The 24,359-nt window shown below is 50.1% G+C and carries 22 protein-coding genes, 1 tRNA gene and 1 pseudogene; 1 reads left to right on the forward strand and 23 read right to left on the reverse strand.

The window, feature by feature from the left end:
* Positions 1 to 18: 18 nt before the first annotated feature.
* The 6 genes from B9A14_RS10785 to B9A14_RS10810 all read right to left on the reverse strand — a co-directional run bounded on the left by B9A14_RS10785 (position 19) and on the right by B9A14_RS10810 (position 5,104).
* On the reverse strand, positions 19 to 900 hold the full coding sequence (locus tag B9A14_RS10785) for a UbiA-like polyprenyltransferase (RefSeq protein ID WP_084665701.1): 882 nt from the start codon (positions 898 to 900) through the stop codon (positions 19 to 21).
* Positions 845 to 2,320 carry a menaquinone biosynthesis decarboxylase gene (locus B9A14_RS10790; protein ID WP_084665702.1) on the reverse strand — a complete coding sequence of 492 codons (1,476 nt, stop codon included), beginning with the start codon at positions 2,318 to 2,320 and terminating at the stop codon, positions 845 to 847. The genes B9A14_RS10785 and B9A14_RS10790 overlap by 56 nt, the downstream gene beginning before the upstream one ends.
* Positions 2,321 to 2,386: 66 nt before the next feature.
* Positions 2,387 to 3,106, reverse strand: a complete 720-nt coding sequence (locus B9A14_RS10795; protein ID WP_084665703.1) for a demethylmenaquinone methyltransferase — start codon at positions 3,104 to 3,106, stop codon at positions 2,387 to 2,389.
* Positions 3,107 to 3,114: 8 nt separating this feature from the next.
* Positions 3,115 to 3,579, reverse strand: coding sequence for a QueT transporter family protein (locus B9A14_RS10800; RefSeq protein ID WP_231967705.1), 465 nt, complete (start codon positions 3,577 to 3,579; stop codon positions 3,115 to 3,117).
* A 138-nt stretch (positions 3,580 to 3,717) separates the two neighbouring features.
* Positions 3,718 to 3,805: transfer RNA gene (locus B9A14_RS10805), tRNA-Leu, on the reverse strand.
* 75 nt (positions 3,806 to 3,880) lie between these two features.
* Positions 3,881 to 5,104, reverse strand: coding sequence for an ISL3 family transposase (locus B9A14_RS10810; protein ID WP_084665705.1), 1,224 nt, complete (start codon positions 5,102 to 5,104; stop codon positions 3,881 to 3,883).
* Between the two features lie 323 nt (positions 5,105 to 5,427).
* Between B9A14_RS10810 and B9A14_RS10815 the strand changes: the two genes are divergently transcribed.
* The gene (locus B9A14_RS10815) at positions 5,428 to 6,081 is read left to right on the forward strand and encodes a phosphatase PAP2 family protein (protein ID WP_084665706.1); all 654 of its coding nucleotides are present in this window, start codon (positions 5,428 to 5,430) and stop codon (positions 6,079 to 6,081) included.
* Between the two features lie 103 nt (positions 6,082 to 6,184).
* Here the strand turns inward: B9A14_RS10815 and B9A14_RS10820 are convergent, their stop codons facing one another.
* The 17 genes and pseudogenes from B9A14_RS10820 to B9A14_RS10895 all read right to left on the reverse strand — a co-directional run bounded on the left by B9A14_RS10820 (position 6,185) and on the right by B9A14_RS10895 (position 24,316).
* A complete protein-coding gene (locus B9A14_RS10820; protein WP_084665707.1) occupies positions 6,185 to 8,152 on the reverse strand; it encodes a cell division FtsA domain-containing protein in 1,968 nt (655 codons plus the stop codon).
* A gap of 135 nt (positions 8,153 to 8,287) precedes the next feature.
* Entirely contained in the window at positions 8,288 to 8,503 is a 216-nt protein-coding gene (locus B9A14_RS10825) for a hypothetical protein (protein ID WP_084665708.1), read from the reverse strand.
* 330 nt (positions 8,504 to 8,833) lie between these two features.
* Positions 8,834 to 10,112 (reverse strand): annotated as a pseudogene (locus B9A14_RS10830) (IS110 family RNA-guided transposase).
* A gap of 156 nt (positions 10,113 to 10,268) precedes the next feature.
* Positions 10,269 to 10,538: a hypothetical protein gene (locus B9A14_RS17255; protein ID WP_157109931.1), complete on the reverse strand. Its 270-nt coding sequence runs from the start codon at positions 10,536 to 10,538 to the stop codon at positions 10,269 to 10,271.
* 177 nt (positions 10,539 to 10,715) lie between these two features.
* Positions 10,716 to 12,011, reverse strand: a complete 1,296-nt coding sequence (hemL, locus tag B9A14_RS10840) for a glutamate-1-semialdehyde 2,1-aminomutase (protein WP_084665710.1) — start codon at positions 12,009 to 12,011, stop codon at positions 10,716 to 10,718.
* A gap of 93 nt (positions 12,012 to 12,104) precedes the next feature.
* Positions 12,105 to 12,569, reverse strand: coding sequence for a siroheme decarboxylase subunit beta (ahbB, locus tag B9A14_RS10845; protein ID WP_231967706.1), 465 nt, complete (start codon positions 12,567 to 12,569; stop codon positions 12,105 to 12,107).
* Between the two features lies 1 nt (position 12,570).
* On the reverse strand, positions 12,571 to 13,050 hold the full coding sequence (ahbA, locus tag B9A14_RS10850) for a siroheme decarboxylase subunit alpha (protein WP_231967707.1): 480 nt from the start codon (positions 13,048 to 13,050) through the stop codon (positions 12,571 to 12,573).
* Complete coding sequence (gene nirJ2, locus B9A14_RS10855; RefSeq protein ID WP_084665713.1) at positions 13,043 to 14,071, reverse strand: putative heme d1 biosynthesis radical SAM protein NirJ2; 1,029 nt, start codon at positions 14,069 to 14,071, stop codon at positions 13,043 to 13,045. The genes ahbA and nirJ2 overlap by 8 nt, the downstream gene beginning before the upstream one ends.
* A 3-nt stretch (positions 14,072 to 14,074) precedes the next feature.
* Positions 14,075 to 15,052, reverse strand: a complete 978-nt coding sequence (gene hemB / locus B9A14_RS10860; protein ID WP_084665714.1) for a porphobilinogen synthase — start codon at positions 15,050 to 15,052, stop codon at positions 14,075 to 14,077.
* 15 nt (positions 15,053 to 15,067) lie between these two features.
* Positions 15,068 to 16,246 carry a radical SAM/SPASM domain-containing protein gene (locus B9A14_RS10865; RefSeq protein WP_084665715.1) on the reverse strand — a complete coding sequence of 393 codons (1,179 nt, stop codon included), beginning with the start codon at positions 16,244 to 16,246 and terminating at the stop codon, positions 15,068 to 15,070.
* A gap of 30 nt (positions 16,247 to 16,276) precedes the next feature.
* On the reverse strand, positions 16,277 to 17,848 hold the full coding sequence (cobA, locus tag B9A14_RS10870; RefSeq protein ID WP_084665716.1) for a uroporphyrinogen-III C-methyltransferase: 1,572 nt from the start codon (positions 17,846 to 17,848) through the stop codon (positions 16,277 to 16,279).
* Positions 17,829 to 18,773, reverse strand: coding sequence for a hydroxymethylbilane synthase (hemC, locus tag B9A14_RS10875; RefSeq protein ID WP_084665717.1), 945 nt, complete (start codon positions 18,771 to 18,773; stop codon positions 17,829 to 17,831). Before hemC ends, cobA begins: the two co-directional genes overlap by 20 nt.
* Complete coding sequence (locus B9A14_RS18020; RefSeq protein ID WP_269456740.1) at positions 18,755 to 18,877, reverse strand: hypothetical protein; 123 nt, start codon at positions 18,875 to 18,877, stop codon at positions 18,755 to 18,757. The genes hemC and B9A14_RS18020 overlap by 19 nt, the downstream gene beginning before the upstream one ends.
* Positions 18,867 to 20,183 carry a glutamyl-tRNA reductase gene (hemA, locus tag B9A14_RS10880; protein WP_084665718.1) on the reverse strand — a complete coding sequence of 439 codons (1,317 nt, stop codon included), beginning with the start codon at positions 20,181 to 20,183 and terminating at the stop codon, positions 18,867 to 18,869. The genes B9A14_RS18020 and hemA overlap by 11 nt, the downstream gene beginning before the upstream one ends.
* Entirely contained in the window at positions 20,165 to 20,803 is a 639-nt protein-coding gene (locus tag B9A14_RS10885) for a precorrin-2 dehydrogenase/sirohydrochlorin ferrochelatase family protein (protein ID WP_157109932.1), read from the reverse strand. Before B9A14_RS10885 ends, hemA begins: the two co-directional genes overlap by 19 nt.
* Entirely contained in the window at positions 20,803 to 21,771 is a 969-nt protein-coding gene (locus B9A14_RS10890) for a polyprenyl synthetase family protein (RefSeq protein WP_084665720.1), read from the reverse strand. The genes B9A14_RS10885 and B9A14_RS10890 overlap by 1 nt, the downstream gene beginning before the upstream one ends.
* A 25-nt stretch (positions 21,772 to 21,796) precedes the next feature.
* Positions 21,797 to 24,316 carry an O-antigen ligase family protein gene (locus B9A14_RS10895; protein ID WP_084665721.1) on the reverse strand — a complete coding sequence of 840 codons (2,520 nt, stop codon included), beginning with the start codon at positions 24,314 to 24,316 and terminating at the stop codon, positions 21,797 to 21,799.
* Positions 24,317 to 24,359 lie beyond the last annotated feature (43 nt).

Here is a 24,359-nt window from a genome sequence, read left to right on the forward strand (position 1 = left end):
AGGAGCCCCCTCCTCTTATTAAAATCTTATTCCTATGCCTAAATCTAGGGCTGTAAAAATAAACATAAGAACGCTTAAATACCCGTTCATTTGTAAAAAAGCCATATCTAGTCGGGAAAGGTCTTCTGGTGATACCAGACGATGTTCGTGAATTAAAATTAGGCCGGCTACAACAACCCCTACAAAATAAAGGATACCTAGTTGCAGAAGGAAGCCCAGGCTGGCCAAGAACCCCAAAGAGGCAGCGTGCAGAATCTTGGCTATCAGTAGTCCCTTCTCCTTGCCAAACCGGGCAGGAATAGAATGTATTCCATACTTCCGGTCGAAGTCATAATCCTGGCAGGCATAGATAATGTCGAAGCCAGCTACCCACAAACCCATTCCTATGCCCAAGACCCAGGCTGGAAGATCAAAACTAGCCCTTACCGCGACCCAGGCACCCATGGGTGCAAGAGAATCGGCCAGGCCGAGTACGAAGTGGCAGGCCCAGGTCCAGCGCTTAGTGTAGGAGTAGATTACCAGGATAAAAACGGCTAAGGGTAAAAGCTTTACGCAGAGCTCGTTTAACTGCCAAGCAGAGATAAAGAGAAGCCCAAAGGAAAAAAGGGTATAAATCCACACCTCCGCAATAGAAATCAACCCCCGGGGTATAGCCCGGTTGGCCGTCCTAGGATTTAAGGCATCGATATGCCTGTCTATCAAACGGTTTAAGGACATGGCAGCCGTCCGGGCGCCGACCATGGCCAGGGTGATCCAGAATAGATGGTGAGGAGTAGGTACCCCTCCTGCTGCTAGCCACGCACCTAAATAAGCAAAGGGGAGCGCAAAGATTGTATGCTCGAATTTAATCATCTCCAAAAAGATGCCTAGTTTCCTTAAGAAGGCTTGGGGATAACCCATACTCTTCCCACCTTTTTACTATTAGACGGCTTATCTCCGGGCTCGTTCGCACCTCTTCCGGCCAGGGACGAGGATGTCCTTCTTCTGGAAATTTGCGGGTCGCATCTATTCCCATTTTACTACCGTATCCCACCTGGGGGGAAGCATGATCTAAGATATCGACGGGCCCTTCTACTATAACTGTATCCCGGCGGGGATCCACGTTTCCCAGCACCCGCCAGAGTACCTCACTCAGATCATGTACATTGACCTCGGCATCCACTACAATCAAGAATTTGGTGAACATCATTTGCCCCATACCCCACAGGCCGTACATGACTTTCCGCGCCTGGCCAGGGTAGCGTTTTTCTATAGCTACAATAGCGCAGTTATGGAAGACCCCCTCTACTGGAAAGTGGATATCCCGCACCTCCGGGAGCTGTAGCTGGATGAGGGGTAGGAAAAGCCGTTCAGTTAACTTACCCAGAAAGGCGTCCTCCATGGGCGGCCTTCCTACTACCGCAGCCGGGTATATAGCATCGCGGCGCCGGGTGAGACACGTAAGATGGAAGACCGGGTAATAATCCACAGGAGAATAGTAGCCTGTATGGTCACCGAAGGGTCCTTCTAGCCGCCTTTCTTTCAGATCCACGTACCCTTCTAGAATGATTTCGGCTTGGGCTGGGACCTCCAGGTCCACCGTCAGGGCCGGGACCAGCTCCACCGGCTCCCTCCTTAAGAAACCGGCTAGGATCACTTCATCTACCCCGCGCGGAAGGGGTGCTGTGGCTGCATAAATGAGAGCCGGATCTCCTCCTAGGGCCACAGCCACTTCTAATCGTTGGCTAGATCGCCGGAAATGTTCGGCGGCATCTTTATGGAGATGCCAATGCATACCAGTAGTTTTCTCATCAAAGATCTGCATCCGGTACATACCCACATTCCGCTGGCCGGTTAAGGGATCCCGTGTAAAAATTAGGGGGAGAGTAATAAAAGGCCCGCCGTCGCCCGGCCATAGCTTAAGCACCGGTAGCTCTTTTAAGGAAGGGGGTTCCACCACTACCTCCTGGCAGGGTGCTTTCTTGACCCGCCGGGGGAAATACTTCTTGAGTTCTAAGAGGCGGGGTATATTTTCTAGCTTGGCTCGCCAGCTAGATACGTCAGGCAATTTTAGTAGCTCGGCTAAACGCCGCGCCGGCTCATCCAAATCTGTAACTTCAAAGGCGGTTTTAAGCAGCTCTTCGCTACCGAAAAGGTTAGTAACTACAGGAATAGAATAGCCCTTAACTCGCTCAAATAAAAGGGCCGGACCTCTGGCTTTGACCACCCGTTCGGTTATGGCCGCAATCTCCAGTACCGGGTCTACCTCAGCTCTAATACGTTGGAGAAGGCCTTTCCTTTCCAACGCCTCAAGGTAAGCCCGTAGATCTTTATAAGCCAAGGTACGGTCACCACTTTCTCTTACGTGGCACTGTCAATTTACCTCGTCTTAATTTATGCCTTAGGCCTATATTTTAACTCCGACATGGATGGCCACAATACCACCGGTGAGCTCACGGTAGTTAACCTGTTTTAGGCCTATCCTGGTAAAAAGCTTAAGGATTTCTTCTTGATGGGGGAAATCCTTAAGCGAGCGCGGTAAGTAGCTGTAAGGATCCTTATCTCCTACCGCCAGGCGTCCAATTAAGGGTACCAGGTAATTAAAGTAAAGGTAATAAAGCTGTTTGAAAAAGCGACCCGAAGGTTTGGCCAGTTCTAAAGAAATTACTCGCCCCCCTGGCCGGACCACCCGCTGCATCTCCCGCAAGGTTTTTTCGATATCGGGTACGTTCCGCAGGGCGAAGGCTATGGTAGCGCAGTCGAAGGTGTTATCCTCAAAGGGCAGCGCTACAGCATTACCTTCCACTAGCTCTATTATCCGGCCGTAAGGGCTGCGGGCCAAATTGACCTTCGCTACTTCCAGCATTTCCGGGCAGAAGTCCAGCCCTACCACCTTGCCGTGGGGATAAACAGCCTGCGCCAGGCCTAAGGTTAGCATGCCGGTACCGCAGCAGACATCCAGGGCCTGGTCTCCTTTTTTTAGCCTCGCTTCCTCCACAGCCACCCGACGCCAGTACTTGTCCAGGTTAAAGCTTAAAAGGGTATTCATAAGGTCGTAGCGACGGGCAATTCTGCTAAATAGCCGCCGCACATATACTTCTTTTTCAGTAACCATTTTAGTAGCCATACCAGCTTCTAATAATTAACTTTTAATTTACGCAACTGGCGCAGCAAGGGTATCCCTAATACTAAAACGGCTATCGCTTCCCCAGCGGCTACGCTGAAGATGGAAAGAAGGATGTTAACTTTAAGCAAAAAGGAAAGATAAGTCCCCACAATTAAACCATTAAGTATTATGGGTGGCATATAAGCCAAAGGAGAATGGCGGAGCCTATAGGTCAGCCAGGCAGCTACTAAAGTAGTAAGGCTTCCTAGAAAAATATCAATGGGGCCCAGCCCACCGTAAATGTTGCTAACTAGACACCCTACAAACAGGCCCCATATAGCTTCCGGGAAGAGGATGGGCAAAAGGGTCAGGGCTTCAGCGACCCGGATTTGAAATACCCCGAAGCTTATTGGCGCCAGTATAATGGTAACTATCGCATAGATCGCAGCAATGAAAGCACCCCGCGCTATCTGGGGTGTGACTAGCCTCGCCAAAAAGAACCCTCCTCGCATTTTTTAAAGTATAATCCCAGGTAACAGGAATATTATATCCAATCACCCCGCCAAATGAAAGATACATAATAAAACCTCCCTCGCCGCTGGCCGGTAAGACCACGGCTTGGGAGGCCACGCTGGTGCGGCAGAAGGGATTTGAACCCCCACGGTCGCAGTGACCACTAGACCCTGAATCTAGCGCGTCTGCCAGTTCCGCCACTGCCGCACGTCTGAGTATAAGTTTAGCACTTGAAATCTAAGGAGTCAAGGGGATTTCGGCTCTATGTCAATAGTTGTGGGATCAGATTTTGGGGGAACATCCTAGGAAGATTTTTTTGATGAAATGAATGCGATTTCTGAAGCCGAAACTTAAGCGTTTAAGCATTTTGCTTAAGGTATTTTTACCTTCTATATAGCCATTAGTGTACCGGCGACCTTGCTGGGTATATCTTACCAGGTTTAATATTTCTGACCTCCAAGACTTGATAGTACGGGCCCATATCCGTCCCTCTGCATTTTCAGCGCATTCTGCATTTATAAACCAACGGCTCAAAGCAGCTTTTGCCTCTTCTACCCGGTCCATCCTTAGAATTTGCCTTAAGTCTTCCTTTAGCTGGTATAATTCATAGAGGGACGGGTATTTATCTTTAATTTTTTCTAATGCCTCTTGCTGTCTGGGAGTAAGTCTCTCTTTAGCTTTAATCAAAGGAAACCGGGGTATCTTCTCTTTGCTCGCTTCTTGCTCTATCCTTCTTGCCTCATCTAAACGACGGTTAGCATCCTGGATCACATGAAAAGGGTCTACTATTATCTTGGCTGAAGGAAATATTGCTTTGATTAACTTACGCCAAGAGTCTTTCATGTCAATTACTACCGCCTCTACTTTGACCCCAGCTTTCTTGAGCTCTTCTAGGTAAGCCTTTATAGTTGCCGTCCTCACATCCTCTAAAATAGTCAAAGGCCTCTTGTCCGGTTCCAACCTCCCTACCACGCATACAAAATCGTTCCCAGTAAAGGATAGCTCATCTAAGGTTAACACTATAGGTTCTTGAGTATCATCAAAAGGAAGATTAGGCTGGACATACTTGTCCACTAATCTTATAACCCTAGTGGGGGTAAGGTTTAACATTTGAGCCGCATAAGTAAAGCTCATCCTCTGGGCATAATAAACTACTGTCTGCACCCCTAATTTTGTAAATCTGGCCCAGGGGTTGGTACCCGGAGGACGAAGGGTATAAGTCTTACCACAACGGTAACACTTATACCGTACGGGAACCCAGGACAGAATAACCCATCTCCCATATAAGAAAGCATGATGAATTCTTCTTTCTTTTGGCTTCTGGTTTTCCTTTAAGAAGCCATGCCTGTGTAATTTGCCTTCGTTGCATACAGGACATACCTCTGGAGGGTCTACGGTTACCTTTAACACAATATCTCCTGGGTCTTGGGGTTCTTCTAAAATGGGCTGTAGTATTTTCTCAAAATTCTCTTGCTCTTCGAGGGTGAACGTGTTAATCTTGTGCATGGGGGCACTCCTTTCTTGAAGGGGTTTGTGTTTGCTAACATTCAATTTGGATGTGCCCCCGTCCTTTTCCTCCTACAACCAAAATCTACCTTCCCACTCGCTTAATCCCATCTACCCTATCCCACACTTTTTATTATAGAGCCGGGGATTTCCTGCTTCTGTTACCGGACTGTGATATTGTCATAGTGTAAGCGGACTAAAGAATGTCAGTATCAATATAAGAGGGGGAAACTTTTTTGAGGAAAAAGAAGCTAAAAGAGTTTTACATGATAAAATATCATACGATCAAGAACTCATAAGAAAACCTCTCCGGGGAGGATAATATGCCCAAGAGATTCCATATAACTTGGACCTCAGTCGCTATCTTAGCTTTACTTTTTACTTTGTTGGGCATTTATTACGCCAGGCTTAACCTTTGGGATCAAGCCATTATTAATTTTGTGGGCAAAGCTACTCTGCAACAAGGGAATAGCTTTTATTTCATCTTTGTCTTCCTTAATTGGTGGGGCACAAAGGGAGGTATGTTTTTTACCTCAGCCGCCGGAGTTGTGGTCTTAACTATCCTTTATCGGCGCGTCCATGAGGGCTTATCTTTAGCAGGGGGGATGTTCAGTGGATGGGGATTCCTTGAGTTAAGCAAGATTTTCTTCCGGCGGGGGCGGCCAGAGGGAGTCTATCTCTTTCCTGCCTCCGGGTATAGTTTCCCCAGCGGCCACGCCTTTATAACTCTTCTGTTTACAGCATTATTTATTTCTCTGTCCCTGCCTATGCTAAACCGCTTCGGACATAGCCAAAGGCTGGGCTGGCTCAAGGTTACTTTCCTCATACTTTATGTGGTTCTAGGCGCCCTTACCCTAGCTACTGGGTGGAGCCGGATCTATTTTGGGATGCATTATCCTACTGATGTGCTAGGTGGCTGGTTGGCTGGTGCCTTCTGGGCCACCTTATGGCGTTTAACTACTTCTTCTGCTAATTAGCCTACTCTAAAGTACGGGCCAGGCACCTTCTTCAGGGCTCACGTGTTTAAAGAAAAAGCTACCTTCCTTACGGCCGTTCGCTCCTTTTAAAAGGCCGCGGGCGTCATACCCATTCTAGAATTACTCGGTCTCCTTCTTTCAAGGGGGTGGTGAACTCTGCCGGCTGGCCGTTCACTTCCATCTTTAGGCTCTTCTTACCAGGGGGCGGGGTGGGTTCCATATCTAAATAAGTGAACAGATCCGCAAAAATTACTTGGCTGGTTTCCACTACTAATTCTACTTCCCGGCCATTTAAATTTATCCTCACCCTATGCTTAGTAATTTGCGGTCCAGTTTCTAAGACATCTCCGTCTTTAATGGGAGCCTCTGGTCGTACTCGTGCGCCGTTTAAAAGCACTGGTTGGTCGACAGGTTCTCCTAAGTACCTAAGAACATCGGCTACTGTTTCCAAGGGATTAAATTCGATCTTGGCCTGATCGGGTACCTCAGCCTCGTGGGATACTGCACACCCGTTTAAAAGGATTAAAGGTTCCAGGGTAATTTTTTTCCCGTTATAGATTATGGTTTTGCGGGTTAGAGCAGGGATCAGGTCTCCCACTACAGCCCGGGCATCTTCTCCCTTTTCTCCTGGGATAAACTCTATCTTATCCCCCCTTTGCACAATAGTATCTAGGGAGGCGGGTTTCCCGTTTACTAGGATCTGCCCTGGCTTACCCGGTTGGCCCTTTACAAAATAAAGTCGACCGTTGATCTCTACCCCTATACCCCTGCCTGGCCGTCCGTAAAGTTCTCGTATCGGAAGCCCGGCTGCCAGTAAAGCCTGCGTTACGGTTAACTTACGGGAAATCAGGGTCTGGATGGGCCGGCCATTAACCTCAATTTGTGACAAAACTAAACCCTCCTGGCGCCAGGCTGTTACTGCTATCCCCAGAGGTGTGATGGCTTGGGGACCGGTAAAGCTAGGACTACCCACGATATCTGGTAAAACTTCCCGCCCCCGTACAGCTACCCTTTCTTCTGGTAGCTCTAGGCAACGGGCTAGGGCGGCAACAAGGCCAGGGGTTAAACTACCACCTCCGATAAGGAGTACGGCCTGGGGTGGACGGCCATTGAGGAGTAAGATTTGTTCTGCGATTTGACGGGCTAGCTCCATGACTGCCGGTTGTAAGAGCCCTATAAGATCCTCTGCAGGCAGGGTCCTCTGCTGGCCTACAATATCCACAAAAGAAACCTTTCCTCCATTAATTAACTGTCGCTTTACTTTTTCTGCTGTGGTAAAATCTAACAACAACTGATTGGCGAGGCTTTCAGTGATCTCATCTCCTGCTGAGGGAACCATGGCATATCCTACAATGCTACCCTCGCGCGCCAGGGCTATGTCCGAAGTACCTGCGCCGATGTCTACTAGGGCTAGGTTCAAACCGCGCATGGCCGGAGGTACAGCTACAGCCGCAGCGGCAATGGGCTCTAGGGTGAGGGAGCTTATTTCCAACCCTGCCCGCCAGAGAGCCGAAACTAAGGAATCTACTACTACCCGAGGCAGAAAAGTGGCAACGATTTCCACCCCCATCCTGTAACCACGCTGGCCTACCAGAGAACCTATACTGGAACCATCCAAAAGGTACTTGAGCACGCTATAACCCACACAATGATATTCCCTGGCTGCTTTGTCTCGGCTGCTTAGTAAGAGGGTTTCCGCTTCTTGTACAGCATCGGCCTCCAGGGCTAGGACTTCTTCCCTTTCGATCTCTTTAGCAGGGGAAATTTCCTTTTCGGCAGTTGCCCTTTGGGTTTTTAAAGCCCTCCCTGCTGCAGCTACCGCTACTTTAGTGAGGGTAGTCCGGGCTTTACGTTCGAGCTTTTCCTTTACCTCGCGTATTATGTTAGCTACTTGTGGTATGTTGTGGATCTGGCCGTCCAGCATAGCCCGCTCCCTGTGTTCCTGGACGACAGCCGCCTTTACCCGAAATTTCGATCCTTCCGGAGCCAGGATTACACCAGCAACCTTCCGCGTGCCTACATCTAGGGCGAAGATAGCTTCCTCCACATCAACACCTCCAAAAAGCGCCATTTTTCTGGAATTCGCCCTAGAAGTAAAAATTCCTCCCTATTTCCCGGTAATAAGCGTTAAGCCCCTCCCTAAGCGGGAAGGGCTTTCTATGCAGACTACCTAGAGCATTCTTTATATATGTGGTTAAATATCTACCTAGGCTCCTCTAGGTTCTCTAATACGTGGGGTCCATATAACCGTGCTTACGGAGAAGTTCGCGGAGCTCTTCCCTATCTTTTTTTGGTTCTCCATCATAGCCTGCATAAGGTTGCGCATACTCTCACGCGGTTCTGCCGCCGCAATCTTAGACCATAAGGCCAGTTCCTCTTCATCAAGCTCCAGTACTTTGCGTACTTTTTCCATCCAGTGCATAAGATCCCTCCTATCTCAATTTTTTGCTTAAATCTCCCTCTATCTCTCGCTCTCTTAGATTTTCAAGTTTTTCATCCTCCATCTAAGAAACGAGAGAGAAGGGTTAAAAATTACCATGGGTATTTTTGAGTATTTTTTATCCTAAGGTTTTGGGTGGACCCTCACCTTAAAATTCGCCCCCAGGCTACCCTATCATTTCTCGCAGGGTCTTGCCCTTTCATTCCTTCGTCCTGCCTTAAGGGGGCGGGTGGGGCCTGCCTTTACTTAATTACAGGGTCTATGCCCTTATGGAGGGATTTGGCTTCCCCCACCCAAAACCTCCCTAGCTCTTTAAGCTACTTTCTTTAGTTGTTCTTCCCGGTATTTCCCTAATACTTTGCTGGCATCATATTCCTTCTTCTGGGTAATAAGGGTAAACATCACCCGCACTAGCTTTAAAGCCACAGCTACTAGAGCCTGCTTCCTCGTTAAAGGATTTTCCGGCCTCTTTAGGAATAGTGATATAGCGCTTTAAATTCTTTGTTCTTAGCCACTAGAATAAGGCTCACCTGGTAAAGTAGATTCCTTAGCCCCGGCCGACCCCTCTTGGATATGGTGGTCTTGGCCTTCTGTTTCTTCCCCGATTTCTGGGCCGTTAGGTTATAACCAGCTAGTTTCCGTATCTGTCTCCAGTGCTGGTATTTCGCTGGGTCACCTATCTCCCCTAAAAAGCCTGCCGCTGTTACTACCCCTACCCCAGGAATGCTTAAAAGATAATTCGCTAAACCTGTCTCCTCTAGGTATCGCCCCATGGCTTCCTCTGTCTTCCTTATTTGACCTTGGTAAAACTCGATTTCTTCCAAGCAGGCTTGAAGTTTGACTTTAGCCCCTTCTAGCCCTTCTTTAACACCTATGCTCTTTTCTGCTGCTTGCCTTAGAGCAAGAGCCCTCTTTATCCCTACTCTACTGTTCGAGGCCTGTTTTAGCCCTTCTTCTAGTTCTTCTAACTTTAGGCTTAATATGTCCTTAGGAAAGGGACAGTTCCTTAAGACCCACTGGGCTGCCTTGCCTAAAAGACTCTTAAATACTTCCATTAGCTCGGGAAAATATTCATCTACTATGGCTTTAAGCTGGCAGAGGGCAGCGTTAAGTTTTTGTGTTCCTGCTGCCGGGTAATATAAAGGGTCCTCAGTTCTGCATATATCCCTTCCGGTAAGATGCAGTGCAAGAATTTGCCCTCTTTTACCAGTTGGGCTATAAGGCCTGCATCCTTGCGGTCGTTCTTGTCTTGGCTATTGTCTTCCATCTCTTTGCTGTTTTTAACGTGATAAGGATTTACAATTACTACAGTGTAACCTGCCTCTTTTAGGAAATAGGCTAGAGGTTTCCAGTAGTGTCCTGTGGGTTCCATGCCTATAATGATACGTTCCGCCTTCTCTTTCTCCTTGGCTTCGCTTATTTTCCCTAGTAGACGGCAGAAACCTTCTCTGCTATTATGAAAGTAGAACGGTTTTACTACGTCGATACCCATGCTGTTATATATCCGGGCGTAATGGTTTTTCTTAGCTACATCCACTCCCACGATCAGCACGTTGCCATAAACTAAGGCTTTCTTTTCGGCCTTTTGCATCGCTTGCTCGCCTCCTGGTATCTGAGGTTTTGTCGTTCAATTCCTTTCTACCAGGAGGCTTTCTTATTGGCAACGGCTATCCTAAATCATTACAGGAATGCTTTTTCTAAAGTTCCTTTGTTCTTAGGCAACTTCACCCTCTTAATGTTAAAGCGCTTACTTTCCGTCTCCAGGTTTTTCCTGCATAGTGAACGGGTCGCCATAGGGCGGGTGGTAAGGAGGCGAATAAGGGGGTGGCATATGGTCCATATGAGCTAAGTGATGATTCCAGAACATAGCTTCGTGTACCTCACTGCATATATGTTTAAGAAGTGTATGGCGTATACCAGGGGAGTTAACCATACCTGCCGCTTCGGCAAGATACTTTATTTGTTCCAGGTCGATCTGCAAAGCCCTTCGTACCTCATGATGTAAACTACCGTTCACCCGTACTTCCCTCCTCAAACAAACTTAACTATAAATTTCAATATAGCTTATGCCAAAATTTACTATGGGTGACATAATAAAAAATTTAAAGGGGTCAAGGTTTTAAAACCTTAACCCCTTCCTTATCAGTGTATGAGCAGCACCCTTCAAAAGCCACTTTCTATGTAGTATAAAAATCTATAACACAGCCTTAAAGGCCAAAGCTGCGGCTGCGATGGTTTTTTCTACATCTTGGGTAGTATGGGCTAAAGAAATAAAGGCGGCTTCAAATTGGGAGGGCGGGAGGTAGATACCCTGTTCTAGCATGGAACGGAAGTATCTGGCGAAGCGATCCACATCCGAGGTCAGGGCGGTTTCGTAGTCTACAACTTCGCAAGAAGTAAAGAACACAGTAAACATGGACCCTACCCTGTTGATACTTACCTTCAGGCCGACATCATAGGCTTTTTCCCTTAAGCCCTTTTCTAAGAGAGCACCTTTTTCCTCCAAAGCCTCGTATACGCCAGGATGCTGCAAGATTTTTAAGGTGATGAGCCCAGCTGTAACGGCTAAAGGATTACCTGACAAAGTACCAGCTTGGTACACCGGGCCAGAAGGAGCTACCTGTTCCATTATATCTCTTCTTCCGCCATAAGCGCCTACGGGCAAACCACCGCCGATAATCTTTCCCAGACAAGTAAGGTCGGGCTGTACCCTATAAACTTCTTGCGCACCTCCATAGGCTACACGGAACCCGGTCATAACCTCATCAAAAATGAGAAGGGCGCCGTACTTACGAGTAATCTCGCGTAAGCCCTCTAAAAAGCCAGGACGGGGAGGTACACACCCCATGTTTCCGGCCACCGGCTCCACTATTACAGCAGCGATCTCTTCTCCCACCTGCTGGAAAATTTTTTCTACGCTCTCCAGATCGTTATACCTGGCCACCAGGGAATTGCTGGCCGTACCAGCCGGTACACCGGGGCTGGTAGGGACGCCGAAGGTGAGAGCCCCTGAGCCAGCTTGGATCAAAAAATAATCGGCGTGGCCGTGATAACACCCAGCGAATTTAACGATCTTCTCTCTCCCGGTGAAGGCCCGGGCTACCCTGATGGCGCTCATGGTCGCCTCCGTACCGGAATTTACTAACCGTACCATCTCTATAGAAGGTACTGCTTGCGTAATCATCTTAGCCAGCTCATTTTCTAGTTCTGTAGGTGCACCGAAACTGGTACCCATTTCTTTTAAGGTTTTTTCTAGGGCAGCCACTACCTCTGGGTGGCGATGTCCCAGGATGAGGGGACCCCAGGAACCCACATAATCTATGTACTCGTACCCATCGATATCATAGATCCGTGAACCGTCCCCTCTCGCTATAAAGGGCGGGGTCATACCTACTGCCCGGAAGGCACGCACAGGGCTATTCACGCCACCCGGCATAAGCTGCACTGCCTCGGTATACGCCTGGGCGGAACGTGGCCATTGTTTGGGCAAGGGTTCTTTCCTCCTCTCTTTTTCTTCTGATTACAACATTTTCCAATTATTTCTAAGAAAACTCCTGTAGAACAACTACGGTTATGGCCCTCGTTATTCCTCCTCAGCAAAGTAGCGCATACTTTCTTTTTTTAACTCCGCAGTGCTGAAAATAACCCGGTACTCATAATGCCCGATGGCCTGGGCTAGCTTAAAGGCTAAAGCCTCACACTCCCCACGGGTTCGCCCGTGGATCATGGCAAAGAGATTATAAGGCCAGCCTGGCTTGGTCTTCCGCTGGTAACAATGGGTTACCTCTCTAAAAGAAGCCAGCTTACGACCGGCGGCTTCTACCTCCTCTTCTGGCACCCGCCACACCACCATGGCATTGGCCGTAATCCCAGCCTGCCAGTGGCGTATAGCTGCTCCAAAACGCCGGATAAGGCCTTCCTGCTGGAAGGTCTTAAGATAGGCCAGGATCTCTTCCTCATCTAGCCCCAATGCTTCTGCTGCTTTCTTAAAAGGGCGAGGTTCCAAGGGAAGATCTCCCTGAAAGAAACGCACTATATTTTTTTCCACTTCAGATAACTGGCGAGCCACTATCTTCCCCATCCTTAAACTCAAAGTTTACGCGTATCTTGAAGGGGCGTTCTGCGGGAAGCTCTAAAAGATCCGTCAAGCCTGTTCTTATCTTAATCTCATTCATCACCTGTTCTAGGTGTTGCCGACTAGGCCCGATCAAGGTAAACCACATATTGTATTCATCCTCCCGCAGGTAATTATGGGTTATTCCCGGGAAGGAATTCACGATTCTGGCTACCTCCTCCAGGCGTTCAAGCGGTACTTTAAGGGCGCATAAAGTACTAACATACCCTAGTTTCCGGAGATTGAAGACAGCTCCGATACGCCGGATTATACCCTTTTTCTTAAGTTCCTTTAGCCTAGCAATTACTTCGCCTTCGCTTATACCCAAGCGCTGGGCTATTTCCAGGTAAGGCCTCGGGGTTAGAGGGAATTGTTCCTGGATTATATTAAGAAGCTGGCGATCAAGCTCATCCAACTTTTTCTTCCTCCCGCGGTATCCCATCTACTTGTTCTGTGCCCCGGTTGTAACGGCACCAAGGGTCTTCCGCCATATAATCCCCCAAGAAGCAGTAAGCCCTGGCCCGACAGCCGCCGCAGAGGGTTCGGTACCGGCAGCGGCCGCAAACACCTGTGTAGCTTTGGCTCCGTAACCTTTTTAAAACCTCACTTTCGCGCCACAGATGGTCTAGGGGAACTTCCCGTATATTACCCACTTTGAGATTAAGGTAGGCACAGGGTTGGAGATCCCCCCGCGGTCCCACCAGACAGTAAGCTATACCCGCTAGACACCCCCGCTGATAAGGCAACTTAAGGCCCATCTCCTGCCCTAAACGCATAAATTGGGGAGCGCAGGTAGGCTTAAGCTCAATGGAGACTTGCTGCTGTTTAACTAATATAGTTCTGATAGTTTCTTCATACTGTGCCGCCCGGAAGGCCTCTTCCTCTAAGGTGGCTGCCCGTCCTGTAGGGACCAGGAAGAAGAAATGATGGGCCTTGGCTCCTACGGATACGGCAAGATCAGTGAGCTTTGTCAACTCTTCTCTATTCCAATCGAAGACGGTGGTATGCACCTGGAAGGGAAGCCCCGCGCTTCGGCAGGCCTCCATTCCGGCCAGGGCCTTCTCCCAGGCCCCTTCCTTCCGGCGGAGCCGGTCATGCTTAATAGGCTCGCAGCTATCCAGCGAAATGCCTACTGCCGCCACCCCGGCTTTTTTTAGCTCCCGGGCCAGTTCCGGCGTAAGAAGCGTCCCGTTGCTACCCAACACTACCCGCAAGCCTTGACTTACAGCATAAGCTACCACATCCAAGAGGTCGGGGCGTAGCAAAGGTTCACCGCCGCTAAAGATAAAAAGACGGAAACCGGCTCGCACTGCTCCCTTTATAAGTTCCTTGGCTTCACCATAAGAAAGCTCCTCTTCCAACTTAGCACCGGAATCCCGGTAGCAGTGGTCGCAGTATAAATTGCATTGATTGGTAGTATTCCACGAGATAAGCATCCCTCATAACCACCTGGCTACATCCTTAGCGAAATAAGTTATGATAAGATCGGCACCGGCTCGCTTAATGGCAGTTAACACTTCCAACACCACTGGGCGCTCTGCCAGCCACCCTTTTTCGGCTGCTGCCTTTATCATAGCATACTCCCCGCTCACATTGTAGGCAGCCACGGGGCAGTTAAAATTTTCTTTAACCAGACGAATGACGTCCAGGTAAGCCAGGGCAGGTTTCACCATAATAATATCTGCCCCTTCTTCCAGGTCTTGGGCCACTTCCCGCAGGGCTTCGCGGCTGTTGGCCGGGTCCATCTGGTAGCTTCGCCTGTCCCCGAATTGGGGAGCAGAACCTGCTGCTTCCCGGAAGGGACCATAGAAGGAAGAAGCGTATTTGGCTGCATAGGAAAGGATGGGAATGTAAGTGAAACCGTGGGCGTCAAGCTTCCCTCGTATGGCCGCTACCCTGCCGTCCATCATATCCGAAGGAGCTACCATGTCCGCCCCGGCCTCCACATGGGAAAGGGCAGTCCGGGCTAAAAGCTCCAAGGTGGGATCGTTAAGGATTATCCCGTTATCTACTACCCCGCAGTGGCCATGGCTAGTGTACTCGCATAGGCAGACATCGGTGATGACCAAAAGATGGGGAAATTCCTTCTTTAAAGCCCGGACAGCTTTCTGGACTATTCCATCGGGGGCATAGGCGGGGGAACCCACTTCATCTTTCTCCCCTGGCTCTGGGATACCGAAAAGGAGGACGGCTGGGATCCCTAACTTTACTACCTCCTCCGCTTCCCTAACCAAGTTATCTACCGAAACCTGGTAAACCCCGGGCATGGAGGCCACCGGGTTTTTTATCCCCTTTCCGGCTATTACAAAAAGAGGATATATCAAGTCTTTAAGCGATAGCTCCGTCTCTCGGACCATTTCCCTTAGGACCGGGTTCTCCCGCAACCTGCGCGGTCGTACCACAGGAAAACCAGACATTGACCAAACCTCCTTTTAAGCTTTTTCCCTAATTTCCTCCTCCGTCAAATAACAGGCAGGGTCGGCCTCCCAGAAATCCCCTGTGACCGCTTCGGCCCGGGCCCGACAATTACCGTTACAGATATCTAGCCAAGAGCACTGCTGGCAGCGGCCCTTAAGGAGCGGCTTCCGGTCTCGCAGTCCCGAAAGAATTGGGTGTTTGGCCTCTGACCAGATCCGGCTGAAGGGTTCTTCCCGGATATGACCCACTGTGTGGTGGAGGGTAAACTGGTCCGGATGTACCCCGCCCTCCCAATCGATGGCTGCTATGGCCATACCGCTCCGGTTTCCTCCATTTAGACGTAAGAGTTCTAAAGCTTGAGCTGCCCGTTCTGGGTTTTCCTTCTTAAGGTACAGGTATAGATAAGGTCCATCGGCATGGTTGTCTACAGTTAACATCTCTACTTTCTTACCTTTCCTTTGCCACCGGTATACCCTTTCTATAAGAAGATCCATTACTTCCCTAGTTTCTTCGTGGCTCAGATCCCGCTCGGCCAGGCGGCTTCCCCGCCCAGTGTATACTAGGTGATAGAAGCAGACCCGGGGTATGCCTTCCTCTTCTACCAGGTACAGAATATCGGGGACCTGTTTTACGGTATCCTTACTTAAGGTAAACCGCAGTCCTACCCTCTGACCAGCTGTCAGGCAGTGCCGGATTCCCTCCAGGGCTTGAACGAAGGCGCCCTTTTGTCCCCGGAAACTGTCGTGGGCGCTGTCCACACCATCTAGGCTTATCCCTACGTAGCTTACCCCTAAGATCTTTAACTTGCGGGCTGTGCTGGCATCGATCAGGGTACCGTTGGTGGAAAGGACTACCCTTATATCCCGGTTGGCGGCATAAGCTATAAGGTCAAAAATATCCCGCCTGAGCAGTGGTTCACCCCCGGAAAGGAGCAGCACCGGGACACGGAAAGAGGCCAGATCATCTACCAGAGCCTTAGCTTCCGCTGTAGTGAGCTCCCCAGGTTCAGGTTCCCTGGTGGCCTCCGCATAGCAGTGACGGCATTTCAAATTGCAGGCCCGCGTGCAGTTCCAGACTACCACAGGCCCGCTATCTTCCCGGGCTCCGGCTCGGGCGGTGTGGCTAGAAGGAGCATAACGCAAGGTATCGCCGTAAAAGCTGTCTCCGCAAAGAAGCTTGGTTAGACTAATCAAGGGTTCCCTTTCACCTGCCTTAAGGTATATTTAATCATGGAGCTCCCCAGAATCAACCTCGGGCTTCTTTTCCGGTTTCGTTCTCCCAGTGAAATATTCCACCAGGGCTTGGATAAGGCCCTCTTCAGTATACTCCCTAGCCTCTATAATTACTTCTAGGCCTGCCTCCTGGGCGGCAGAGCTGGTTACCGGACCTAGACACGCTACAACCGTTTGTTTTAAAAGCTCTACTGCCCTAATTCCCAGTATTTCTAAGAAAAAGCGTACTGTGGAGGCACTGGTGAAGGTGATGGCATCTATCCTCCCTTGGGATAACCACTCCTGCAACATACTGGCCTCACCATCTGCCTTTCCCGTCTTATAAGCAGCTACTTCCACTACTTCAGCGCCCCACCGCCTTAGTTCCTCGGCTAAGACCGGCCTGGCTATATCAGCCCGGGGAAGGAGTATCCTTTTTCCCTTTACTTGAGGGCCTAAGCCTGAAGCAACCGCCTCCGCTATATACTCTGCTGGTTGATAATCCACCAAGATACCTCGTTCCGCGAGGGCTTGAGAGGTAGCTGGCCCTATGGCTGCTATTTTTACCTTGGCCAGGCTCCTTACATCAAGGCCCTGGGCCTTAAGGCGCCGCCAAAACCAATCTACCCCATTTACGCTGGTAAATATAATCCAGTCAAAACTTGGAGCTTCTCTTACTAATCTGTCCAGGGCTTTAAGATCAGCAGGAGGGCTAATTTTTATGGCCGGGAACTGGAGGATTTCGGCCCCTAATTCCGAAAGCTTCTTAGCCATTCTTTCTCCTTGGGGCCACGGCCGGGTGATCACAATCCTCCGGCCGGCCAGGGGTTTATTATCCCACCAGGCTAACTTCTCCCGCAGGCGAACTACCTCTCCTACCACTATAACGGCCGGGTTGCGGAAGGAAGCTGCTTGGGCTTTAGCCTCAATATCTAGCAAGGTCCCCACCAGGGTTTCTTGCTCCGCGCGGCTCCCCCAGCGGATGAGGGCTACAGGAGTAGAGGGAGAGCGTCCGTGGAGGAGTAGCTGCCCTACGATGTGGGAGAGATTACCTACTCCCATCAAGAAGACCAGGGTATCAGCGCTACGGGCCAGTTCCCGCCAGTTTATTCGGCTGCCTTCTTTGCCAGGATCTTCGTTGCCAGTCACCATGGCTACCGTAGAGGCCAACCCCCGATGGGTAACCGGGATACCGGCGTAAGCCGGTACGGCTACAGCCGAAGTTACTCCTGGGACTATTTCGAAGGGGATTCCTGCCTCTTTAAGGGCCAGGGCTTCCTCCCCACCCCGGCCGAAGAGGAAGGGGTCTCCACCCTTAAGGCGCACCACTTTCTTGCCTTCCCTGGCTAGCCTTATGAGGAGATTATTTATCTCTTCCTGGGATAAAGCGTGCTGTCCTGGAGCTTTACCCACATAGATTTTTTCGCAGTCCTCACGGGTAAAATGGAGGAGCTCAGGGTTTATAAGCCGATCATAAACTACAACATCTGCTTCCGCTAAGCAATCTTTCCCCCTTAAAGTTAAAAGCCCCACATCCCCCGGCCCAGCACCTACCAGATATACTTTACCTTTGCCTTCCACCATGGCTCTTCCGCACCCCTTCCAGGATGGCCCCGGCCCCTCGTTTAAGAAGTTTAGCTGCCAGACGCTTACCTGCCTCTTCCGGCTGGCTTACCGAGCCAGTTTCCAAATCCCGCAGGAGCTCTTGGCCGTCCAGGCTGGCCACCATCCCCTCCAGGATAAGGCAATTCCCTTCCGCCCGCCCCAAAGCGGCTATAGGCACCTGGCATCCGCCTTCCAATTCTCTAAGGAAAGCCCTTTCTGCCTGCACACAAGCGAAGGAGGGTAAGTGATTCAAAGGCTTAATGATCTCCAGCACCCGGCCATCGTCCTTCCTGGCCTCTACCCCTATCGCTCCCTGACCTACGGCAGGAAGACAAATATCATAAGGTAGCTCCTCACTCACCCAGTGGCTCATCCGGAGACGTTTAAGTCCTGCAGCGGCAAGAATAACACCATCCAGCCCTTCCTTCTCCATCTTGGCCAGCCGTGTGGGTACGTTCCCCCTCAGATCTACTAGTTCCAGGTCGGGACGCCAGTGCCAGAGCTGGGCCTTCCTCCGCAGGCTGCTGGTGCCCAAACGGGCCTTGGCCGGAAGACTGCTTAAAGTGTGGCCGCGGCGGGAAACGAGGACATCCCGGGGGTCCTCCCGGCGCCCTATGGCTGCTATAGTTAAACTGGGAGGCAGTACCGTAGGGACATCCTTCATACTATGTACAGCTATATCTATGCGGCCTTCTTCCAAAGCCAGCTCCAATTCCTTAGTAAAAAGGCCCTTGTCGCCGATGCGGGCCAGGGCCACATCCAGTATCTTATCTCCCTTGGTCTTTAAGGTAACCAGCTCACATTTAAGCTCGGGATAAGCTCGCTTTAAGGTAGCTATAACCCACTGGGCCTGCCACCTGGCCAACTCACTCTCACGGGACCCTACTACCAGTTTAAGCTCCATCCCTTAAGCCTCCCCGGTACATCCTGCTTTTCTACCTTAGCCTGCTCAGGTTCCCGCTCGCTTTCAATCCTTAAGGTTCTCTCTTCGGTTACTCTACCTTCCATCTGCCTGGCGGCTCAAGGTAGACCCAACATCAGAAGTTTCTTTTACCTTAAGCCCAAAAAGCTCCTGTAGAGCTTCTACATATAAATGACCCTGTGGCTTTACAGCAGCCTGCTTAAGATTCACCACCACATCATGTAACAACTGGTTTACAATGGAATTAGCCAAGGTGCCGATAACCTTCTTTTCCCGGGGTGAAGGCGAACCCAAGCGGTTAAAGGCTTTCTTTAACTCGGCTTCTTTTATAGCTTCCGCCTTTTCTTTAAGAGCCACAATGGTGGGTATCACAGAGAGGGAACCCAACCACTGGAAAAAGCTTTCCACCTCTTCGGCGATAATATCTTCCGCTTTCTGGGCTGCCTTTTGTCGCTCTTCTAAATTATTTAATACTACCTGTTGCAGGTCATCGATATCGAATAGTTTAACCCCTGGGAGTTCCCCCACCGCGGGATCGATATCCCGGGGTACAGCGATATCAATGAGCATAAGGGGTATATCCTCCCGGCCCTTTCTGGCCCGGGCTACTTGCTCGGGATGCAAAATATAATGGCTGGCCGCAGTGCAACTTATAACTATATCCGCCTGGGGTAAAATATCCTCTAGATAATCCAAACGTACAGCTTGACCGCCAATAGCCTGGGCTAGAGCTGCCGCCCGCTCATATGACCTGTTGGAGACCAGAATAGTAGTAACCCCGTTATCCCTTAAATAACGGGCAGCCAGGGTACTCATTTTCCCTGCCCCGATAACCAGTACTGTACGGCCGGCGAGGCTCCCGAAGATCTGCCTGGCCAGCTCTACCGCTGCGTAGCTTACAGATACTGTATTATGATTGATACGGGTTTCTGTCCGTACCCGTTTCCCAGTAGAGATGGCCTGCTGGAAAAGATTATTCAATACAGGATGGGTCGCCCCATTTGACCTGGCTATTTCATAGGCTTCGGCTACTTGACCTAGGACTTGGGCCTCTCCTAGGATCATAGAATCAAGGCCTGCCGCCACCCGAAAGAGATGCCTTACAGCTTCATATACGCTATACGTATATAGATATTTTTCTAAAAGGGAAGGGGTCAATTCACAACGCTTGCTTAAAAAACCTTTGGTTTCCGCGAGAGCCTGTTCAGGTTCTGGGGTGGCCAAGTATACTTCTGTGCGGTTACAGGTACTCAAGATAACAACCCCGGCGATGCCTGGCAGTTCCTTTAAAGCCTTTAAAGCTCCTGGTAGGACATACCGGGGAAAAGCCAACTTTTCCCTGATCTCCACTGGAGCTGTGCGGTGATTTAAGCCTACCACCCAGATAACCACTGGTCAACCCGCTCCCTCGCGGCCTTTTTTTCTCCTCGGGCAATTAAATTTAAGAGCTTCGTGTCCCTAGCCAGCTTACGGAGGATCCGGGCCCTTTTTTTCTGATCCTCCGGGAATTTTTGTTTTAGAATCGGCCGCAGTTCTCCTAAAAACTGGACAAAAGCGCTATACTCTTTCCTTAAGATTTTTTCCAAACGCTTTTTAAGCAGGGCGGCCAAAGCCGGGCTCTGCCCGCCTGTAGAGACAGCCACCTGCAGACTACCTTTGCGTACTACAGCTGGTACCAGGAAAGTGCTCTCTTTAGGTGCATCTGCCACATTGACCCAGATACCTACGGCCTGGCAATCCCGGGCCACCTGGGCATTGAGGAGCCTATCCTGGGTAGCCACAAAGACTAACACTTTTCCCTTCAGGTCAGCCGGCTCATACTTCCGCGGCTGCCACTCGATACAACCCTCCTGGGCCAGGCCAGCCAGGTGAGGGGTTACTTCTGGGCTGACCACTGTGACCCGGGCCCCTACTTTAAGTAGCCCCTCTACCTTGCGCTCTCCCACCTGGCCACCACCAACTACCAAGCAGGGCTGATCCTTTAGCTGTAGAAATATAGGGTAATAGACCACTAAAATTCCCGCACCCTTATAAAGGTAGTTAATTCCTCCAGGATATCCCGGGGTCGTCCGGGAGGAAGGAAACGGAGTTGGGTTCTGGCCTTGTTGAGATACTTCTCGGCCAGCTCCAAAGTAAAATCGATGCCCCCAGAGTTACGAATAAGTTCCAAAGCTTCGGCTACCTCAGCTTCGCTCTTACGGGGTTTAGCCAAAAGGAGGCTTAAGCGCCGCTGTTGGGGGGAGCTTCTTAAAGCATAAATAGCTGGCAAAGTTATAACCCCTTGGCGTAGGTCGCTGCCTATCGGTTTACCCAGGCTACGGGGATCAGCTATCATATCCAGCACATCATCCGTCAACTGGAAAGCCATGCCCAAATAGCGGCCGTAGAGGCGTAGCGCCCTTATATTTTCCAGCGCTCCCCCTGCTGCCACAGCTCCCAGCTCACAACTTGCAGAAATAAGAAGCGCGGTCTTTCGGCGAATACGTTCCAGGTACTCCCGGGCAGTTATTTCCAAAGCGAAGGCGGAATCTAATTGCTCCAGCTCTCCCTGGACCATTTTTACGCTGACCCGCGCAAGTAAAGAAGGTATACGCGGGTCATCATAGGTGGCCACCAGCAATAAAGCCCGAGCGAAAAGATAATCACCAGCGTGGAGGGATACTTTTTCCCCCCACCTGGCCCATACTGTGGGCTTTCCCCGCCTCAAAGGGGAGGCATCGATTACGTCGTCATGGATGAGGGTAGCCATATGGATCATTTCCAGGGCCACAGCTAAAGGCAAGAGCTGCTCTAAAGACCCGCCACAGCACCTACCAGCCAAAAGGGCAAAAGCAGGGCGTAGGCGCTTTCCTCCGGCCATAACCATCTGACGCGCCGCCTGAGCTAGAACTGGATCGGGGGCCTCGGCCTGTCTTAGCAGCTCTTCTTCCACCGCTTCTAAATCTTGGCGTACTTCGGTCAAACAAGTGAGGTCAATCATATTTTTATTATACCACGTTAATATGTTAATATCGTACAGTTTGCAATCCAGGGAGCCTCTGTATCTGGGTAAACTGGGCCGCAAGTTCTGGATTACTTTTTTGAAGTTCCTCTAATAACCGGTTTGCTGTCGCACTTTGACCCTGCTGGGTTAATACCAAGGCCTTCCATAACTTAACTTCAGGTTCTAGATCCTTCCTTTGAGCAGCTAGCGTGAGATTCTCCATGGCCTCCTTCCCTTGCCCTAAGAAATACTGGGCCTTGCCCACTTCTAAGTGTAAGGCGGGCGTAAAGTTTAAACCTCCCGGTTTTTCGTTATGTAGCTTTTCTAGATCACCCAGGAGCTTAAGACGCTGTTCGATTTCTGGCGGCATAGCTAAAACCTCAGAGAAGAATTCCTTGGCCTTCCCTAGTTGGTTTTGCTGCAGAAACCATATCCCGCCAGCTACGTATCCCCGGGCCAGATTTTCCCAGGTGCTAGCTACCCAGGGAGCCAGGTCCCGAGCCTTCTTTAGGGCGGCCACCGCTTCCTCCACTTCGCCTAAAGCCCAGTAAACTTCAGCCAACCGCATCCTTAAGAGGTAATTGTAGGGCTCCTGCTTGATGGCCTGTAAGGCGAGCTTTAAAGCCTCTGCGTTTCTTCCTTCTCTTAAATATATAGAGGCCAGATCGGCTGCATAGGAGGCCATAAAGGGGTCGTACTTTAAAGCCTCTTCCAGCTTGGATGCCGCTACCCGAAGGTTGCCCCTTTGATAGGCCTGTAATCCTTCCTGGGCAGAAGCAGTACCCGCCAGGAAGGAGGCACTAAAAACAAGGATAAAAAGGGCGGCCAAGGCTACTGCGCTAATATATTTTACTTGTACCCGGGAGAACTCGCGCGGGGAAAGTAAGGTTTCTTCTTGGCGCCTCCAGCGTTCTAGGCTCCGCATTAAGCCCCAGAAGGACCATAACAAGATAGATACTGCCCCCAGGGCGAGATCAAAATCTAACGCTGCGTGCAATCCAAGGCTTAAAGCTCCTGCCAGGAGGGAGGCGATCAAAAGGCGGTGTTCGCCTTGATAGAAGAGATAATTTTTTACGGCCGTGAACAAGAAAAATAACCATAAAGCTGCTATAACCGTTATCCCCACCAGGCCGGTTTCCACAGCCAGCTGGGCGTAATAATTATGCACCTGGGTAGAATTGTAAAAGTAGCGCTGGTATTGGCGGTAGGCCGCCTCCCAACCCCCACCACCATAACCTAAGAGGGGGCGTTCCTTTAGCATACGGAGGGCGTCCAAGGTCCATTCCATCCTTTCCCGGCTGCTTTTGGTCTCCAGGTTAATATCCTTTATCCGTTGGGTTATCTGGGAAGGAAGGAACTTTTCCCATACTACTACCTGGCTCCCTCCTTGGACGGAGGCGGCTGGGGTTAAGACGGTAGAATAGGCGTAAATCCCGGCTACAAGCACTAATATAGATAGGGCTGCAAGCTTTACTAAATAGGCCCGGGTCGAGGAAAGCACCCTTACTGCTCCCAGGCCAAGCACCTGGAGGCCTACGGCTAGGGCTAACCCTAAGAAAAACCACTTCCAGGCTCCAGTAAATTTTTGGGCTACAGCTAAACTTAAGAAGCGATTACCAACTAAAGCGCAAACCGAAGTAGCCACAAGATGGGCCAGAAAACCTAAACGGGAACCTTTGGGGGTGAGGAGGAAATAAAGGGTGAGGGTTGAAGGATATACTAAATAGGCGCCCCGGGAGCCCGTCCCTAAGAAAACCATAAGGAGAAGATAATTTCCGGCAGCATAAAAGAGGCGCGGTAAGTTCCCCGCCCTGCCCCAGAGGTAAAATCCCAGGAAGCTTATTCCCATTAAATAAGCCGCTAGGGCATTAGGATATTGGAGGGTGGAATATATCCGGCCCCCCACAAACCCATCTTTAATGTATATTATCCCAGTGGCTGTGAGGAGTCCTGCTAGAGATACCCCTATCCCTGCTCCATAAAGACTATGGAGGATCCAGGATGTGGTGAGCTGATTGCGGTTTAGCTGGACTATTAACCAAAAAACCAGGAAATAAAGGGTTACTTTACTTACCTCAGCCAGGGCGAGATGGCGGCTAGCCGGTTGAAGGCTGCTTAATATATATACCATGACCATGGCTAGGGTCGCATAATCTAGGGGGGATTTGAGGAACCCCACTTCCCGGCGAGAAAATTTCCAAAGCCAGGTTAGTACAAAAGCTAAAGTAGCGAGGATGAGCGTCCAGCGCTGCTCTACCGGGAAGAAAAGACCGCGGAAAAAGGGTGGGTAAAAAAGCAAAAGCAAAAGGGCACTAAAACTTAAATACCATAGGAGGCTATTACCCTCGAAGACTAGCCCATGATACCCAGCACCTCGGTTTTCTTTTTTGGGCGTTCGGCCTCCTTTAGTTAAAACTCGACTTTCTTTCCCTCGAGGTTGTTTTTCTTTGGCCCGTTGGGTCCACTCTTCTTTACCGGTAAGCTTTATTATTACTTTTCTGGTTCCTGCCTTACCCGACATAGTTTCTTTTTTATCCGGCATATTTCCTTTTATTCCCTCCCACCTGGGGTAACCCCGTAAACAT

It is taken from the genome of Thermanaeromonas toyohensis ToBE (assembly GCF_900176005.1).
Lineage (GTDB): Bacteria > Bacillota > DSM-521 > Neomoorellales > Neomoorellaceae > Thermanaeromonas > Thermanaeromonas toyohensis.